This window comes from Pseudomonas sp. Tof1 (assembly GCF_055390395.1).
Window position 1 is genome coordinate 106,140 of sequence record NZ_AP024344.1, and the last position, 16,361, is coordinate 122,500.

The 16,361-nt window shown below is 60.8% G+C and carries 16 protein-coding genes and 1 pseudogene (1 of these 17 only partly in view); 4 read left to right on the forward strand and 13 right to left on the reverse strand.

The window, feature by feature from the left end; all coding sequences use genetic code 11:
* Positions 1-61: 61 nt before the first annotated feature.
* The 3 genes from ACZ5KU_RS00510 to ACZ5KU_RS00520 all read right to left on the reverse strand — a co-directional run bounded on the left by ACZ5KU_RS00510 (position 62) and on the right by ACZ5KU_RS00520 (position 2,809).
* A complete protein-coding gene (locus tag ACZ5KU_RS00510; RefSeq protein ID WP_054059150.1) occupies positions 62-832 on the reverse strand; it encodes a TerC family protein in 771 nt (256 codons plus the stop codon).
* 69 nt (positions 833-901) lie between these two features.
* A complete protein-coding gene (locus ACZ5KU_RS00515; protein ID WP_054059149.1) occupies positions 902-2,209 on the reverse strand; it encodes a CitMHS family transporter in 1,308 nt (435 codons plus the stop codon).
* 306 nt (positions 2,210-2,515) lie between these two features.
* Entirely contained in the window at positions 2,516-2,809 is a 294-nt protein-coding gene (locus ACZ5KU_RS00520) for a DUF3077 domain-containing protein (protein WP_464736709.1), read from the reverse strand.
* Between the two features lie 387 nt (positions 2,810-3,196).
* Here ACZ5KU_RS00520 and ACZ5KU_RS00525 point away from each other — a divergent pair, with 387 nt between their 5' ends.
* A complete protein-coding gene (locus ACZ5KU_RS00525) occupies positions 3,197-4,210 on the forward strand; it encodes an AAA family ATPase (RefSeq protein ID WP_054063368.1) in 1,014 nt (337 codons plus the stop codon).
* Positions 4,207-4,713: a hypothetical protein gene (locus tag ACZ5KU_RS00530; protein ID WP_054059147.1), complete on the forward strand. Its 507-nt coding sequence runs from the start codon at positions 4,207-4,209 to the stop codon at positions 4,711-4,713. Before ACZ5KU_RS00525 ends, ACZ5KU_RS00530 begins: the two co-directional genes overlap by 4 nt.
* Before the next feature lie 14 nt (positions 4,714-4,727).
* Here ACZ5KU_RS00530 and ACZ5KU_RS00535 read toward each other — a convergent pair whose 3' ends face one another.
* The 10 genes from ACZ5KU_RS00535 to ACZ5KU_RS00580 all read right to left on the reverse strand — a co-directional run bounded on the left by ACZ5KU_RS00535 (position 4,728) and on the right by ACZ5KU_RS00580 (position 14,653).
* The gene (locus tag ACZ5KU_RS00535) at positions 4,728-6,689 is read right to left on the reverse strand and encodes a DUF7844 domain-containing protein (RefSeq protein ID WP_464736710.1); all 1,962 of its coding nucleotides are present in this window, start codon (positions 6,687-6,689) and stop codon (positions 4,728-4,730) included.
* Positions 6,686-7,006: a DUF2388 domain-containing protein gene (locus tag ACZ5KU_RS00540; RefSeq protein WP_054059146.1), complete on the reverse strand. Its 321-nt coding sequence runs from the start codon at positions 7,004-7,006 to the stop codon at positions 6,686-6,688. Before ACZ5KU_RS00540 ends, ACZ5KU_RS00535 begins: the two co-directional genes overlap by 4 nt.
* Positions 7,007-7,031: 25 nt before the next feature.
* Complete coding sequence (locus ACZ5KU_RS00545) at positions 7,032-7,325, reverse strand: DUF2388 domain-containing protein (RefSeq protein ID WP_054059145.1); 294 nt, start codon at positions 7,323-7,325, stop codon at positions 7,032-7,034.
* Between the two features lie 186 nt (positions 7,326-7,511).
* Positions 7,512-7,829 carry a DUF2388 domain-containing protein gene (locus tag ACZ5KU_RS00550; RefSeq protein ID WP_054059144.1) on the reverse strand — a complete coding sequence of 106 codons (318 nt, stop codon included), beginning with the start codon at positions 7,827-7,829 and terminating at the stop codon, positions 7,512-7,514.
* 376 nt (positions 7,830-8,205) lie between these two features.
* The gene (locus ACZ5KU_RS00555; RefSeq protein ID WP_017902681.1) at positions 8,206-8,421 is read right to left on the reverse strand and encodes a DUF1127 domain-containing protein; all 216 of its coding nucleotides are present in this window, start codon (positions 8,419-8,421) and stop codon (positions 8,206-8,208) included.
* Positions 8,422-8,746: 325 nt separating this feature from the next.
* A complete protein-coding gene (locus ACZ5KU_RS00560) occupies positions 8,747-10,240 on the reverse strand; it encodes an acetyl-CoA hydrolase/transferase family protein (RefSeq protein ID WP_054059143.1) in 1,494 nt (497 codons plus the stop codon).
* A 180-nt stretch (positions 10,241-10,420) separates the two neighbouring features.
* Entirely contained in the window at positions 10,421-11,857 is a 1,437-nt protein-coding gene (locus ACZ5KU_RS00565) for an NAD(P)(+) transhydrogenase (Re/Si-specific) subunit beta (protein ID WP_464736711.1), read from the reverse strand.
* Entirely contained in the window at positions 11,857-12,156 is a 300-nt protein-coding gene (locus ACZ5KU_RS00570) for an NAD(P) transhydrogenase subunit alpha part 2 (protein WP_464737450.1), read from the reverse strand. Before ACZ5KU_RS00570 ends, ACZ5KU_RS00565 begins: the two co-directional genes overlap by 1 nt.
* A gap of 39 nt (positions 12,157-12,195) precedes the next feature.
* Complete coding sequence (locus ACZ5KU_RS00575; RefSeq protein ID WP_464736712.1) at positions 12,196-13,317, reverse strand: Re/Si-specific NAD(P)(+) transhydrogenase subunit alpha; 1,122 nt, start codon at positions 13,315-13,317, stop codon at positions 12,196-12,198.
* A 436-nt stretch (positions 13,318-13,753) separates the two neighbouring features.
* The gene (locus tag ACZ5KU_RS00580; RefSeq protein WP_054059139.1) at positions 13,754-14,653 is read right to left on the reverse strand and encodes a LysR family transcriptional regulator; all 900 of its coding nucleotides are present in this window, start codon (positions 14,651-14,653) and stop codon (positions 13,754-13,756) included.
* A 157-nt stretch (positions 14,654-14,810) separates the two neighbouring features.
* Here ACZ5KU_RS00580 and ACZ5KU_RS00585 point away from each other — a divergent pair.
* Both ACZ5KU_RS00585 and ACZ5KU_RS00590 read left to right on the forward strand, forming a co-directional pair.
* Positions 14,811-15,991, forward strand: a pseudogene (locus ACZ5KU_RS00585) (acyl-CoA dehydrogenase).
* A gap of 14 nt (positions 15,992-16,005) precedes the next feature.
* A protein-coding gene (locus tag ACZ5KU_RS00590) for a CaiB/BaiF CoA transferase family protein (RefSeq protein ID WP_054063365.1) crosses the window boundary here: on the forward strand, positions 16,006-16,361 show its beginning. 865 nt of this gene lie beyond the right edge of the window; 356 of the gene's 1,221 nt are visible here — the first part of the coding sequence; the start codon lies at positions 16,006-16,008; its stop codon lies off the right edge, out of view.

Consider the following 16,361-nt stretch of genomic DNA (forward strand, 5'->3'; position numbering starts at 1 on the left):
TGAAAAGCAAGAAAGGGGCCATGCATGGGCCCCTTTCCTGTTTCTTCGGTGCGCTGCGGGTTTATTGACCCGGAATGTCCTTGCGCAGTTTCACCGGATCCTTCTGTGCCTTCTTTTTCGCCATCGCGGTGCGCATCTTGATGTTGATCGCCTCCACGGCCAGCGAGAACGCCATGGCGAAGTAGACATAGCCTTTGGGTACGTGCACTTCGAAGGCCTCGGCGATCAGCACGGTACCGACCACGATCAGGAACGACAGCGCGAGCATCTTCAGCGACGGATGCTTGTCGATGAAGTCGCCGATGGACTTGGAGGCCAGCATCATCACCAGCACCGCCACCACGATGGCCGCGACCATCACCGGCACATGGGAAACCATGCCGACGGCGGTGATCACCGAGTCCAGGGAGAACACGATGTCGATGATCGCGATCTGGATGATGGTGTAGAGGAAGTTGCCGCCCTTGCCCTTGGGCTCGTCGTCGGCGGTCTCGTCCTCACCTTCCAGGCCGTGGTAGATCTCCTGGGAGCTTTTCCACAGCAGGAACAGGCCGCCGAAGAACAGGATCAGGTCGCGTCCGGAGATGCCCTGGCCGAAGACCACGAACAGGTCGGCGGTCAGGCGCATGACCCAGGTGATCGACAGCAGCAGCATGATCCGCGTGATCATCGCCAGGGCCAGGCCGAAGATCCGGGTGCGCTGCTGCATATGCTTGGGCATGCGGCTGACCAGGATCGAGATCATGATGATGTTGTCGATGCCCAGGACGATCTCCAGGGCGGTCAGGGTGAAGAAGGCCACCCAGATTTCCGGGTTGGTCAGCCAATCCATGTGTGTTCCTTTGCTCGTGTGTTGGGCCAGCCCTGCGGCGCTCGCCGGGCTGGCGGTGAATCGTTGTCGTTATAGACTGCCGAAGAGCGGGAATGTCCCCAGCAGCAGTGCGCCCACCAGTATGCACAGACACACCAGTACAGCCCATTTCAGGGTGAAGCGCTGGTGATCGCCGAATTCGATGCCGGCCAGTGCCACCAACAGGTAGGTCGACGGCACCAGTGGGCTCAACAGGTGGACGGGCTGACCGACGATCGAGGCGCGTGCCATTTCCACGGCGCTGATGCCGTAATGGCTGGCGGCTTCGGCCAGTACCGGCAGCACGCCATAATAGAACGCATCGTTGGACATGAAAAAGGTGAACGGCATGCTCGCCAGTGCGGTGATCACCGCCAGGTACGGGCCGAGTGCCGGTGGGATCACCGCCAGCAGGCTCTTGGACATGGCGTCGACCATGCCGGTACCGGACAGGATGCCGGTGAAGATGCCCGCGGCGAAGATCAGCCCGACCACCGCCAGGACGCTGCCGGCGTGGGCGGCGATGCGATCCTTCTGCTGCTGCAGGCAAGGGTAGTTGACGATCATGGCGATACTGAACGCGACCATGAACAGCACCGGCAGTGGCAGCAGGCCGGCGATCAGTGCGCACATCAGGCCCAGGGTCAGGGCGCCGTTGAACCAGATCAGTTTCGGCCGGCGCGCCTCGGGGAATTGCGAGACGCTGATTTCGCTGTGGTCGATGTCATCGCCGAGGATGTGCAACTCGCCCAGGCGGGCCCGTTCGCGCTTGCCGTAGAAGTAGGCGATCACCAGGATCGCCAGCACGCCGGCGCACATCGCCGGGATCATCGGTACGAAGATGTCCGACGGGTCGACGTGCAGCGCACTGGCGGCACGGGCGGTCGGGCCACCCCAGGGGGTCATGTTCATCACGCCGCCGGCGAGAATGATCAGCCCGGCCATGATCCGCGGGCTCATGCCGATGCGGCTGTACAGCGGCAGCATGGCGGCAACGCAGATCATGTAGGTGGTGGCGCCGTCACCGTCGAGCGAGACCACCAGGGCCAGCACCGCGGTGCCGACCGAAACTTTCAGCGGGTCGCCCTTGACCAGCTTGAGAATCTTGCGCACGGCCGGGTCGAACAGGCCGGAGTCGATCATCAGGGCGAAATAGAGAATGGCGAACATCAGCATCACGCCGGTCGGCGCGAGTTTGGTGATGCCTTCGATCATCATCTTGCCGATGGTGCCCCCGAAACCGCCGAACAGGGCGAAGAGGATCGGCACGATGATCAGGGCGATCAGCGCGGACAGGCGCTTGGTCATGATCAGGTACATGAAGGTAATGACCATGGCGAAGCCAAGGAAAGTCAGCATGGGAGTACTCCGGACGTAACGCGGCTAGGGAAAGGCGAAGCGGCTGGGGGGATCAGCGCGGGGCTATCGCGAGCGTTACGGGCGGATTTGCAGCGAACAGGCGGGTCGTAGCGGACATCGGTATCACCATTGTTGTTGTTGATTGGGCCGTGGGCGCGCCTGTGGGGCACGTCCCGGCCGACCGGTCTGGTGCCGGCGGTGAGGCGATGCTAATGGGGGAAGCTTTCAGCCAGCTTTCGGGGCTGAAAGCTGGATGAGCTCAGGTCGTATTGCAGAGATACGACCGACTCTTGGCGCTTGTGGTAATCATTGCGTTCGTTCAACTCTCCCGGATTGCTCAGCAAGTATTCCAAGCACCGCTGCGTCGATCAGGGCCTTGGCCATTTCGTCCAACTGCAGAGCCGCCCATTGCAAGGAACGACGATGGGCGCTGTCTCCGCAGGCCAACTCTTCGTTTAGCGCGCAAGAGCAGTCTAGGGCGATAGACGCGTTTTCAAGCAAATTTATTAGGGGAGTACCGGTGTTGACGCTAAAAAGTGTGGCGTCAGTGTCGCTGTAGCGACCGAAAAGGACTTTGTGGCTGGTGGGGTTTTTCATCATTCAGACTCTCGTTTTGGGCTGCCACCAGACGCCGTCAAACGAATGGGTGGCAACTGTACGCGGGTTGACGGACCGGAAACGAGAAACCCGGCGCACCCGAAGGTGCCCCACGCACAGCCGCCATAAAGCCATACTACAGGCACAAAGGTGCCCACGCGGCTGTACAAGGGGTACGTCGTCTCTCGTTAGAAGCCGGACCGTCAAATCCGATCACGAATGTGTCGTGACAAATGGGAGCATATGTAGATAGGTGTGGAGGGTCAAGCCAGCTCTATAGCAATGTTTTGTGAGACTTATCCTGGTGCTGCTTTTGGGGCACGATGGCCGTAAGAGGACAGCAGTGATAATCTCATTTTCTGGTTCTGGGCTAGAGAGGAGCTTCAGCCGATGCTCAATAGCATTGAGTTAAAAAATTTTGGACCTTTGCAGGATATTAGTTGGGGTGATCTTTCTAATATCAACCTGGTTATTGGTGCTAATGGCAGCGGTAAAACTTTCTTGCTCAAAGCCCTGTATTGCACTATGCGCACTATCGAAGAGTATCAGCGCGGAAATGAGCAGCGTAGTGCCGCGGAAATTCTGGCCGACAAATTATATTGGACTTTTCAGACAGATAAAATTGGTGATCTGGTTGCAAAAAATTCAGATAGTCCACTGTCTTGCAAAGTTAAGGTCGATGATAATTTATTTCGTTATGGGTTTGGTAAGGATACAACGAAAAACATCAACTCTTTGGAAAATCATGTTGCTCCGCGAGAAAGCAACTCTGTGTTCTTGCCTCCGAAAGAAGTACTTTCTCTCCAGCATATTATCTTGAAAAGCCGTGAAGTCGATAAAGACTTTGGTTTCGATGATACCTATTACGACTTGGCCAAAGCGCTCCGTCTGTCGCCTACGAGCGGTAGAAATTTCGCGCAGTTTGCGAGAGCTCGAAAGAACCTGGAAGAGATATTGGGTGGTAAGGTTGAATTTGACAGTGGTTCGAGCCGCTGGCAATTCAAGAAAGGTAATCAAAAATTTCAGATTGGTGCGACGGCTGAGGGAATCAAGAAAATTTCGATTCTTGATACATTACTGGGTAACCGCTACCTCTCAGTTGACTCGGTGGTCTTCATCGACGAGCCTGAATCCGCTTTGCACCCTGTCGCTATTAGCAAATTGATAGAAATCATTGTCAGTCTTGCTGGGCGAGGCATTCAGTTTTTTATCGCTAGCCATTCCTATTTTGTTGTGAAAGCGTTGTACCTCGCAGCACAAAGAAACAATGTCTCCATCCCTGTCCTATCGTCACTTGGCGATCGTTGGGTGTCCGATGATCTGCAGGCAGGTCTTCCTGATAACCCGATCATTGACGAGTCCATCAGGCTTTACGAGCAAGAACTGGAGCTCACTCTGGGATGAGTATTTTATTCGATGAGTCTGGTATGCGATTTGGCCCCTATGACGAGGACAAGTTTTTCCCTATAGAACGCAGCTCTGTTTATAGAAAATCCGGAGAAGGGGTGAAAATTGCCGAGTTTGTATTGGTAAGGACCTCTTCGAAGGGGGCGGAAGAAGCCTGGGTTGTGGAGGCGAAGTCAAGTATTCCGCGCGATTTTACGATGTTCATGGGGGAGATTCGTCAGAAGTTGACGAATGCAGTGCAGCTCACCATCGCCTCATGTCTTGGGCGTCATGGTGACGCGGCTGCCGAACTACCGGTGGCTCTGAAGGAATTAGACATTGGTTCGTGTGGTTTCAAACTTGTGCTAATAATTCTTGGTGCTCCCAAGGAGAAGCTGCCTGGCTTGAATGATGCGTTGAAAAAAGAAATGAAATCTCTCGTCAAAACGCTGGGATTTGAGCCCACGTCGGTATCTGTCATCAACGACATCAAGGCACGCGATATTGGTTTGATCGTATAGCGATGGTCTAGCTTTTAAGGTAACTCCAGGCCACCCGCCGCCTTGTGCAGGCTGCGCAGGTGTTCGCCGACCATCTTCAGGTTGGCTTCGCTGGCCTCGATCTCGGCTTCGCGCGCGGGGTCGAGCAGCTTGCGCACTTCCTTGTCGAGGTCGCCGGTCAGGCGCTGCAACTGTTGCTGGCGCTGGGCGCTCTCGGCCTCCAGGCGCTGCCATTCGCCCGGCTGTGGCAGACCATAGCCGCTGCTGCCCAGCAGCTCCGCCGGCCGGCTGAGGAAGCCGCTGTTGGCGAGGATCGCCTGCAGCGTGCGGTTGGCCTGGTCCATGCCGCCGTCCTTGATCTCGCGCCCGCCGAGGTACTTCTGCTTGACCTCGTCCTGGGCCAGCAGCAACTGCCGCCGGTAACCCGCCTGCTCCAGCAGCAGCAAGGCGGCGCTGGTGCGCAGGTCGGCCTGGGCGAACCAGGGGCGGCGTTCCGCCGGGCGCAGGGTCAGCCAGTCCTCGACGGTTTCCTGCTGGATCGGCAGATGCTGTTTCAGCACCTCGAACATTGCCTGGTAGCGGTCCCGGTAGGAGTCGAAGCGATAGCCCAGGCGCAGGGCCTCGCGCGGGTCGTCGAGCACGCTGGTGTCGGCCAGCCCCCTGCCCTTGAGCACTTCCAGCAGGCCGTTGGGCATGATGCTGTCCAGGCCCTTGAGCTGGGCGTTGTCGGTGCCGCTGCGCAACAGCTTGAGGGTCTCGACCGCACAGTTGTTGGTCACGAAGTAGTAGTTGCCGTCGTAGCTCCAGTGCATCTCGGCGGCATGTTCGACCACTTCCTCGATTTCCCGGCGCGACAGTTTCAGCGGTACCGAGGCCAGGCTGCGCAGCTCGGTCTTGGTATACTCGTCGATGACCTGGGCCAGCGGCAGCACGAACAGGCGCGACGGGTAGGCGCCGGTCAGGCCGCCCCAGGTCGAGAGCTGCACATCGTTGACGAAGGCACGGTAGGACAGCACCAGGTGCTGGTCCAGGTCCAGCCGGCAATCCGGCCCGCGTGGCCGGCCGGGGGCGCAGATCACCAGGCGCAGCATGCTGTGGCCCCAGCGGCTGACCCAGTTCTGGTTGGCCTCGGCCAGCAGGTAGTCGACTTCATAGACCCGTTCCGGGTCGATTCGGCCCAGGGGCGTCTTGCCGAAGTCGTTGCCGGCATTGAGGAACGGGAAGGCCTTGGCGCAGTCTTCCTTGCCCGGCGGCGCCCAGCCGAAACGTTCCTGGTAGTAGCGGTACAGCGCCGGGCGACGGCAGGCGTAGGCCGGGTCGAGGAGGAAATACTCCATGTTGACCGCGACGAACTCCTTGGGGTTGGTGGTCTCGTAGAGGTCCGGGCTGCGGGCCACCTGCTTGTTGTGCTGCTCGCGCTGGCCGCGGGTGCCGACCGATTGCGGCCAGCCGGCCAGGTCCAGCAGGCGCGGGTCATCGCTGAGGGTGAAGCGTCGATCGATCTGGCCGCGGCACTCATCGCGCAGGCCGACCAGGCCGGTGTTGCCGTTCTGGCGACTGCAGCGCTGGATCAGCCGGCGTTCGGCGTCGGGCCACAGGCGGGCACGGTCGTAGATATGGGTCAGCTCATGCAGCACGGTGGCGAGCATTTCCTCGCGCACGGTGCCGTGGGGACGGTGGGTCTTCTTCGTCGCCGCCGAGCCGTCGACCAGGCCGGGCAACAGATTGCGGTTGAGCTCGATTTCCGCGACCAGGGACGCCTCGCCATAGGCGTTGTCCGGCATTCGGGTCGACCAGCTCAGGGTGATGCGCCGGTCCAACTGCTCGATGAAGCGGGGTGGCAGGTGGGCGATCGCTTCATCCAGCAGCGCCTGGCTGGCGCGCTGTTCGGCCGGGCTCAGGCCGTCGCCGTTGAGCTGCAATTGCAGGCTGGCCTGGGCCGCGTTGCCGCCAAGCAACAGCGTACAGGCCAGCAGCCAGCCGGCAAATGGCCTCACAGAGCGAGAATGGCTTCGGCGAGGGTCTGGTCGCTGGCGTCGCGGGCTTCCGGCACTTGGGTGCGCAGGGCGTTGAAGGCGGCTTCCAGTTGCGCGCCGCGGATCTCGCCATGGCTGGCGACGAAGCTGGCGGCGTCGTCATGGGCTTCGCGGACCACTTTCGAATCACGGATCGAGGTGGTGGTGTCCGAGGTGAAGTCGATGGTGCGACCCGAAGCACGGACGATGATGTTGCTGGTGGCCACCAGGGTATGCGCCGAGGCCGCATCGGCCAGCAACAACAAGCCGAGGGCGGCGGCGATCAGGGGGGTACGCATGAAGTGTCTCCGGATACAGAAGTGACTATTGGACGAGAATTGCCTCGGCCAGTTCAAGGTCGCTTGCATGAAGTTTTGGCCGGCTCTGGCGTAACCAGGTCAAGGCCGACTCCAGCTGCGCTCCCCGCACCAGGCCGTCGCTGGCGACAAAGGCGGCGGCATCATCCCGGGCCGCCAGTATCAGTTTATGGTCGAAGGGCGCGGTGGTCACCTGGCTGGTGACATAACCGCTGACGACGACGCCTTGGGTAGTCATGTCGAATGCGTGGGCCTGAGTGATCCAGCTGAGGGCTATGAGCAATAAGGATAATGAACGCATGAGTCTCGATGGCTGATTGAACGAGCGTCAAGGCTAGCGGAATGAGCCGGTCAGGACCAGCGCGGTGGTCTGCGCCGCGCTTTCGAGGAGCTGGGATGGCCTCTCTTTGTGAGCGATTCCATGCTGTTGCGCAAGACTTGCCGGCCTCTTCGCGGGCAAGCCACGCTCCAGTGACGATGATGCTCGTCAGATCGCCAGGATCGCCTGCGCCAGTTGCGCGTCGCTGGCCTGCAACTGTGGCGCCTGGCGGCGGATGGTGTCGAAGGCGCTTTCCAGTTTCACCCCGCGGATGCGGCCTTCGCTGGCGACGAAGCTGGCGGCGTCGTCCCGGGCGGCGCGTACGATCTTGTTGTCACGCAGCGACGAGGTCGCGTCGGACGTGGTGTCGGTGGTGGCCTGGAGCGCACCGACCAGGGCATCGGTGGTGGCGATGAAGCTGCTGGCGTGGGCGGTGGCGGCCATGCACAACAGGCTGGCAGCGCCGAGCAGGCGAAGACGGGACATGATGAATCTCCTGGACGTGGAAGAGGAACAGCAAGACAGAAACGGCCGCTCGAACACGGGAACGATGAACCTCAGACGCACATTCCGTGCTGCGGGCTACCTATGACCGCGATATTAGGCGCAGTTCCCGGGCGGCGGAAAGCCGGTTTCACCGCCCTGATGGGCGACCTAGAGCCTTTTCGTCGGATTCGATTAACTGTACTGGTCATATTTTTGATTTATTGAAATTGTACCTGTAATCCCCTTTCACAGTTCCTTGCCCAAAAAACGCCTGCCCGAAAACGACAGAGCCCGTCGCGGTTTCCCGCGACGGGCTCTGTCGTTTCAATTCGGTTGCTGGCGGTGAACCCCGGGGGTCAGGGCCAGCGGGCGCTGCTTAGCGCCAGAACGGCTTGCTCAGCTCTTCGTAGCGCTGTGCTTCGCTGATGCCGGCGTCGGCCAGCAGGCGTGCGTCCAGACGAGCCAGTTGATGACGGCTGGCGATACGGCGCTGCCACAGCATCAGGTTGGCCAGAATGCGCAGAGGCAGAGAGGCTTTGGCTTCAGTGGCGGTGTTTTCGTAGAACAGTTCGGAACTGAGTGTACGTTCCATGGTTGACATCCTTCCGCTTTTGGCGGGATCAGGGAGTGGTTTAACTTCGACTGATGCCAATGATCCTCTCATTTGCCCAGTCTCTCTAGATACAGTTCACCTGTATTGTGAGGGACCAGTTAACTGTTTATAGGGGCTGTACTGCTCGGAATTGAGGCAACTGTACCTATCCGCACAATATTGGTGCGTTTTTGCCCAGGTGAGGAGGTTGAGAGGGGAGTTGGAGGAAAAAAAGACCGGTACAGCAGTACAGTTTTTTCTGGTTCGTACGGATCGGTCGCCCCGCTGACGAAACTGTGTTGGCGTCAGCGGGGAACTGTTTCAATCAGTCGGCGAGCATTTTCCCGGTTTCGTCCAGGTTGATGTGCCAGCTCAGTGCTTCGCGCAGGATGTGTGGGGTATGGCCGCCCAGGGCGCAGGCGCGCTCGAAGTAGTCATTGAGGGCGGCGCGGTACATGGGGTGCACGCAGTTGTCGATGATCACCCGCGCCCGCTCACGTGGAGCCAGGCCACGCAGGTCGGCCAGGCCGATTTCGGTGACGAGGATGTCGACGTCATGTTCGGTGTGGTCGACGTGGCTGACCATCGGCACCACGCTGGAGATGGCGCCGCCCTTGGCGATCGACTTGGTGACAAAGATCGCCAGGTGCGCGTTGCGGGCGAAGTCGCCGGAGCCGCCGATGCCGTTCATCATCCGCGTGCCGCAGACGTGGGTGGAGTTGACGTTGCCGTACAGATCGAACTCCAGGGCGGTGTTGATGCCGATGATGCCCAGGCGGCGCACCACCTCGGGGTGGTTGGAGATTTCCTGCGGGCGCAGCACCAGCTTCTCTTTATAGCGCTCGAGGTTGCCGAACACGTCGCTGTTGCGGCGGTCCGACAGGGTGATCGAGCTGCCGGAGGCGAAGGACAGCTTGCCGGCATCGATGAGGTCGAAGGTCGAGTCCTGCAGCACTTCGGAGTACATGGTCAGGTCTTCGAACGGCGAATCGATCAGGCCGCACATCACCGCGTTGGCAATGTTGCCGATCCCCGCCTGCAGCGGGCCGAGCCTGTTGGTCATGCGACCGTCGGCCACTTCCTCTTTAAGGAAGGCGATCAGGTGGTCGGCGATGGCCTGGGTTTCGCTGTCCGGCGGCGTCACGGTGGACGGCGAGTCGGGCTGCTCGGTGATGACGATGGCGACGATCTTCGCCGGGTCGATCGGGATCGCCGTGCTGCCGATGCGGTCGTCGGCCTTCACCAGCGGAATCGGCGTGCGGGTCGGCCGATAGCTGGGGATATAGATGTCGTGCAGGCCTTCCAGGTTCGGGTTGTGCGCCAGGTTGATCTCGATGATCACCTGCTTGGCGAAGATCGCGAAGCTGGCCGAGTTGCCCACCGAGGTGGTCGGCACGATATGCCCCTGTTCGGTGATCGCCACCGCCTCGATGACTGCCAGGTCCGGCAGCTTGAGTTGCTTGTTGCGCAACTGTTCGACGGTTTCCGACAGGTGCTGGTCGATGAACATCACCTGGCCTGCGTTGATGGCCTTGCGCAGGGTGTTGTCGACCTGGAATGGCATGCGGCGCGACAGCACGCCGGCTTCGGTGAGTTGCTTGTCGAGATCGTTGCCCAGGCTGGCGCCGGTCATCAGGGTGATTTTCAGCGGCTCCTGCCTGGCGCGTTCGGCCAGAGCGTGTGGCACGGCCTTGGCTTCGCCGGCGCGGGTGAAACCGCTCATGCCGACGGTCATGCCGTCCTGGATCAGTGCGGCAGCATCAGCCGCGCTCATCACCTTACTGGAAAGAGAAGGCAAGCGAATACGATCACGGTACATGGATTTTTTTCTCGGGCAACGGAAGCAAGATGCGCAGTCTAGAGGTTTCAAAAAGTTTCGCCGCGCGACCAAGGTCGAATGCCGACCCCTGATTCAGAGCCTTTGGTCGGTTTTTCGCAGGCAAAGAAAAACCCCAACCTACTAAAGGATGGGGTTTTTGGTATTGCGCTGGAGCAAGGCTTATTCGACGGCCTTGACCATGTCCTCGATGACCTTCTTCGCGTCGCCGAAGACCATCATGGTCTTGTCGAGGTAGAACAGTTCGTTATCCAGGCCGGCGTAGCCGCTGGCCATGGAGCGCTTGTTGACGATGATGGTCTTGGCCTTGAACGCCTCGAGGATCGGCATGCCGGCAATCGGCGACTTCGGATCGTTTTTCGCCGCCGGGTTGACCACGTCGTTCGCGCCCAGCACCAGCACCACGTCGGCCTGGCCGAACTCGGAGTTGATGTCCTCCATCTCGAACACCTGGTCGTAGGGCACCTCGGCCTCGGCCAGCAGCACGTTCATGTGTCCTGGCATGCGGCCGGCCACCGGGTGGATCGCGTACTTCACGGTCACGCCATGGTGGGTCAGCTTTTCCGTCAGTTCCTTCAGCGCGTGCTGGGCGCGGGCCACCGCCAGGCCGTAGCCGGGCACGATGATCACGGTGTCGGCGTTGGTCAGCAGGAAGGTCGCGTCGTCGGCCGAACCGGATTTCACCGGCCGCGCCTCTTTCGAGCCGGCCGGGCCGTCGGCGTCCGCCGTGTTGCCGAAACCGCCGAGCAGTACGTTGAAGAAGGAACGGTTCATCGCCTTGCACATGATGTACGAGAGGATCGCGCCGGACGAACCCACCAGGGAGCCGGCGATGATCAGCATCGAGTTGTTCAGCGAGAAGCCGATGCCCGCCGCCGCCCAGCCGGAATAGCTGTTGAGCATCGACACCACCACCGGCATGTCGGCGCCGCCGATCGGGATGATGATCAGCACGCCGAGCACGAAGGCCAAAGCCAGCATCAGGGCGAAGGCCGCCAGGTTGCCGGTGAACATGAAGGTCAGGCCCAGGGCGAGGGTCGCCAGGCCCAACAGCAGGTTCAGCGTGTGCTGCCCGCCGAACTGTACCGGTGCGCCCTGGAACAGGCGGAACTTGTACTTGCCCGACAGCTTGCCGAAGGCGATCACCGAACCGGAGAAGGTAATGGCACCGATCGCCGCGCCGAGAAACAGTTCCAGGCGGTTGCCGGCTGGAATCGAGTCGCCCAGGTGCTTGACGATACCCAGCGACTGCGGCTCGACCACCGCCGCGATGGCGATGAACACCGCGGCCAGGCCGATCATGCTGTGCATGAATGCCACCAGCTCGGGCATCTTGGTCATTTCCACACGCTTGGCCATGATCGAGCCGGCGCTGCCACCGATCAGCAGGCCGACGATCACGTAGCCGATGCCGGCGGTTGCCAGCTCGGCCCCCAGCTTGAACACCAGGCCCACGGTGGTGGCGATGGCCAGGGCCATGCCGAGCATGCCGAACAGGTTGCCGCGCCGCGACGTGGTCGGGTGCGAGAGGCCCTTGAGGGCCTGGATGAAGCAGACCGACGCGATCAGGTAGAGCGTCGTTACCAGATTCATGCTCATTACTTGGGCGCCTCTTCTTTTCCGGCTTTCGGGGCTTTCTTCTTGAACATTTCAAGCATGCGGCGCGTCACCAGGAAGCCGCCGAACACGTTGACGGCGGCCAGGGCGACGGCCAGGGTGCCCATGATCTTGCCCAGCGGGGTCACGGTCAGGGCGGCGGCGAGCATGGCGCCGACGATCACGATCGCCGAGATGGCGTTGGTCACCGCCATCAGCGGCGTGTGCAGCGCGGGTGTCACGTTCCAGACCACGTGGTAACCGACATAGATCGCCAGCACGAAGATGATCAGGTTGTAGATACCGGGGAGATAAGCTCTTCCATCTTCTGGGTCCTCTGCTCAGGCGTTCTTGCGGATGACCTGGCCGTCGCGGCACATCAGGCACGCGGCGACAATGTCGTCTTCGAGGTTCACTTCGAACTGTTTTTCCTTGTTGAAGACCAGCTTCAGGAAATCCAGCAGGTTGCGGGCGTACAGCGCCGAGGCATCGGCGGCGACTTCGCCGGGCAGGTTGGTCGGGCCGACGATGGTCACGCCGTGGGCCACCACCACCTGGTCGGCGACGGTCAGCGGGCAGTTGCCGCCTTGGGCGGCGGCCAGATCGACCACCACCGAGCCGGGCTTCATCTGCGCCACGGTCTCGGCGCTCAGCAGCACCGGCGCCTTGCGCCCCGGGATCAGCGCGGTGGTGATGACGATATCCGCCTGTTTCGCCCGTTCGTGCACGGCCACGGCCTGGCGCTGCATCCAGCTGGCCGGCATAGGCCGGGCATAGCCGCCCACGCCGACCGCGCACTCGCGCTCCTCGTCGGTTTCGTACGGTACGTCGACGAATTTCGCTCCCAGGGACTCGATCTGTTCCTTCACCGCAGGACGCACGTCCGACGCCTCGATCACCGCACCCAGGCGCTTGGCGGTGGCGATGGCCTGCAGCCCCGCGACACCGGCGCCGAGGATCAGCACCCGGGCGGCCTTTACGGTACCGGCGGCGGTCATCAGCATCGGCATGAAGCGTGGGTAGTAGTGAGCGGCCAGCAGCACCGCCTTGTAGCCGGCGATGTTGGCCTGGGACGAGAGCACATCGAGGCTTTGCGCACGCGAGGTGCGCGGTGCGGCTTCCAGGGCGAAGGCAGTAATACCCCGGTCGGCCAGCTTGGCGATGGTTTCGTTGTTGAAGGGGTTGAGCATGCCAACCAGCACGGTACCGGGCTTGATCAGCGCCAGTTCGCTGTCGCTGGGGGCCACCACCTTGAGAATCAGTTCGGCGCCGAAGGCCTCGGCTGCGCTGCCGATATGGGCGCCGGCCGCCTCATAGGCACTGTCGATGACGCTGGCACCTATGCCGGCGCCGCTTTGAACAGTGACCTTGTGACTCTGGCCGACTAGCTTCTTGATGGTTTCCGGAGTTGCAGCAACCCGAGTCTCACCTGTCTGGGTTTCGAGAGGAACACCAATGTGCACGTCAAATCTCCTGCGTGATCTTTTTTATAAGAAGGCCAGTGCACTGCGGAGGGTGCGACTGGAGCGGCCGATCAGCACGATCCCGCCATTTTCCAGGCGGGGCGCGGCATTTTGCAGGCGAAAAACCCACCCTACAAGAGATTATGAAGGGTGACGCAAAATTAACTACAAGTCACCCCGTGACCGAATGTCGCACTGATAGGCTGCAAGCCCGCAAAATAGAGGCCTTGGAAGAATTCTGGTTGGAAATGGAGAAATTTCGAATCGGCGGCGTGAATGGGCCGATATTGGTCTTAAAAGCGCCTGTAGGCCTTTAGTTTCGGCACTTTCGTACGAATTTCAGGGGAGCCGCCATAGTTTGCACAAAGGCGACATATTATTATGTCTGTAGGTTTTGTAGGTATTTGACTACCGGGTCAAATATCGCCAAAAGCCTTTAATTCAGCAGGCTGTAGCCCTGTGCCTGGTTTACCAGCCAGTCGCGAAAAGCTCGCAGGGAGGCCGATTCGACTTTTCGTTCGGGAATCATCAGGTAATAGGCCTTGATACTGGTGAGAGCGCTGGGGTTGGCGATCACCAGGCGTTTTTCCGCCAATTCCCGTTGAATCAGGAACGGTGGGATCAGTGCGATGCCCATCTCGTGCATGGCTGCCTGGGCCAGCATGGAGAATAGTTCATAGCGCGGGCCTGTCATGTCGCGGGGGATGTTCAGCTCCTGGGCGTTGAACCATTGGCGCCAGGCGTAGGGGCGCGTGGTCTGCTGCAACAGCGGCAGCTCGGCGATCTCGGCGGCGCTCAGGCTCTGGCGGTTGCCCAGCAGGCTCGGGCTGCATACCGGCATCGGGTTCTCACCCATCAGCCGATGGGACTCGGTGCCCGACCAGTCGGCATCGCCGAAGTAGATGGCGGCGTCGAAATCGGTGTCGGCGAAGAGGAAGGGTCGGGTGCGGTTGGTCAGGTTGACCGTGACCTCCGGGTGCTTGTGCTGGAAGTCCTTGAGCCGCGGCAGCAGCCACTGCGTGCCGAAGGTTGGCACCACCGCCAGTTCGATCACATTCGCGCCCTGCTGGCCCATGACGGACAAGGTATCGCGTTCGACCGCGTCCAGCTGTGTGGCGACCCGGCGACTGTAGGAAAGCCCTGCTTCAGTGAGTTTTACGCCGCGTCTCGAGCGTCGGAACAGTTCGATGCCGAGGAACTCCTCCAGGCTGGCGATCTGTCGGCAGATGGCGCCCTGGGTGAGGGAAAGTTCGACAGCGGCCTTGGTAAAACTCTCGTGACGAGCGGCGGCTTCGAAACTGATCAGTGCGGCGGTGCTGGGAATCTTCCTGCGCATGTACGGCAATCTCACTAAAGGCGCTGGTAAATGGCTGTTGAGCAGCTTTCGGAGTGAGAAATTAGCACAACAGCATGCGAAATCCTCGTTTGCCGGATCTGCCAGCGGCGCCTAGGATCAAACCACGATATTTGACCTGTTTTGCGAGGAGTCTCTGATGGGCGCTAAAGCTAGCTTCAACTGGATCGATCCGCTGCTGCTGGATCAACAGCTCACTGAAGAGGAGCGGATGATTCGCGACACCGCCCAGCAATTCGCCCAGGACAAGCTCGCGCCACGGGTGCTCGAAGCCTTCCGTCACGAACAGACCGACCCGGCGATCTTCCGCGAAATGGGCGAAGTCGGCCTGCTCGGTGCGACCATTCCGGTCGAGTACGGCGGCAGTGGCCTGAACTATGTCAGCTACGGCCTGATCGCCCGTGAGGTGGAGCGCGTCGATTCGGGCTATCGCTCGATGATGAGTGTGCAGTCCTCACTGGTGATGGTGCCGATCAACGAATTCGGTACCCAGGCACAGAAGCAGAAGTACCTGCCCAAGTTGGCCACTGGCGAGTGGATCGGCTGCTTCGGCCTGACCGAACCCAACCACGGTTCCGATCCGGGGGCGATGGTCACCCGTGCGCGCAAGGTCGAGGGTGGCTACAGCCTGACCGGCAGCAAGATGTGGATCACCAACAGCCCGATCGCCGATGTGTTCGTGGTCTGGGCCAAGGATGATGCCGGCGATATCCGTGGCTTCGTCCTGGAGAAAGGCTGGAAAGGCCTGAGCGCACCGGCGATTCACGGCAAGGTCGGCCTGCGCGCCTCCATTACCGGCGAAATCGTCATGGACAACGTGTTCGTGCCCGAAGAAAACGCCTTCCCGGATGTGCGCGGCCTGAAAGGTCCGTTCACCTGCCTCAACTCCGCCCGTTACGGCATCTCCTGGGGGCGCTGGGCGCTGCCGAGTTCTGTTGGCACACCGCTCGCCAGTACACCCTGGACCGTCAGCAGTTCGGTCGGCCGCTGGCGGCCAACCAACTGATCCAGAAGAAGCTGGCCGATATGCAGACCGAGATCACCCTCGCCCTGCAGGGTTGCCTGCGCCTGGGTCGGATGAAGGACGAAGGCACCGCAGCGGTGGAAATCACCTCGATCATGAAGCGCAACTCCTGCGGCAAGTCCCTGGAAATCGCCCGCATGGCGCGGGACATGCTCGGTGGCAATGGCATCTCCGACGAGTTCGGGGTGGCCCGTCACCTGGTCAACCTGGAGGTGGTCAATACCTATGAAGGTACCCACGACGTGCATGCGCTGATCCTCGGGCGCGCGCAAACCGGCCTCCAGGCGTTCTACTGACAGGAGCTGGCCTCATGGGCGCGCTTTCGCATCTGCGGGTATTGGATTTGTCGCGGGTATTGGCCGGCCCCTGGTGCGGCCAGATCCTCGCGGACCTGGGGGCCGAGGTGATCAAGGTCGAGCGCCCCGGCAACGGTGATGACACGCGCGCCTGGGGCCCGCCCTTCCTCAAGGACGCCCGCGGCGAGAACACCAGCGAGGCGGCCTATTACCTTTCGGCCAACCGCAACAAGCAATCGGTCACCATCGACTTCACCCGGCCCGAGGGCCAGCGTCTGGTGCGCGAGCTCGCCATGAAGTCCGATATCCTGATCGAGAACTTCAAGGTGGGTGGGTTGGCGGCCTATGGCCTGGACTATGAGTCGCTCAA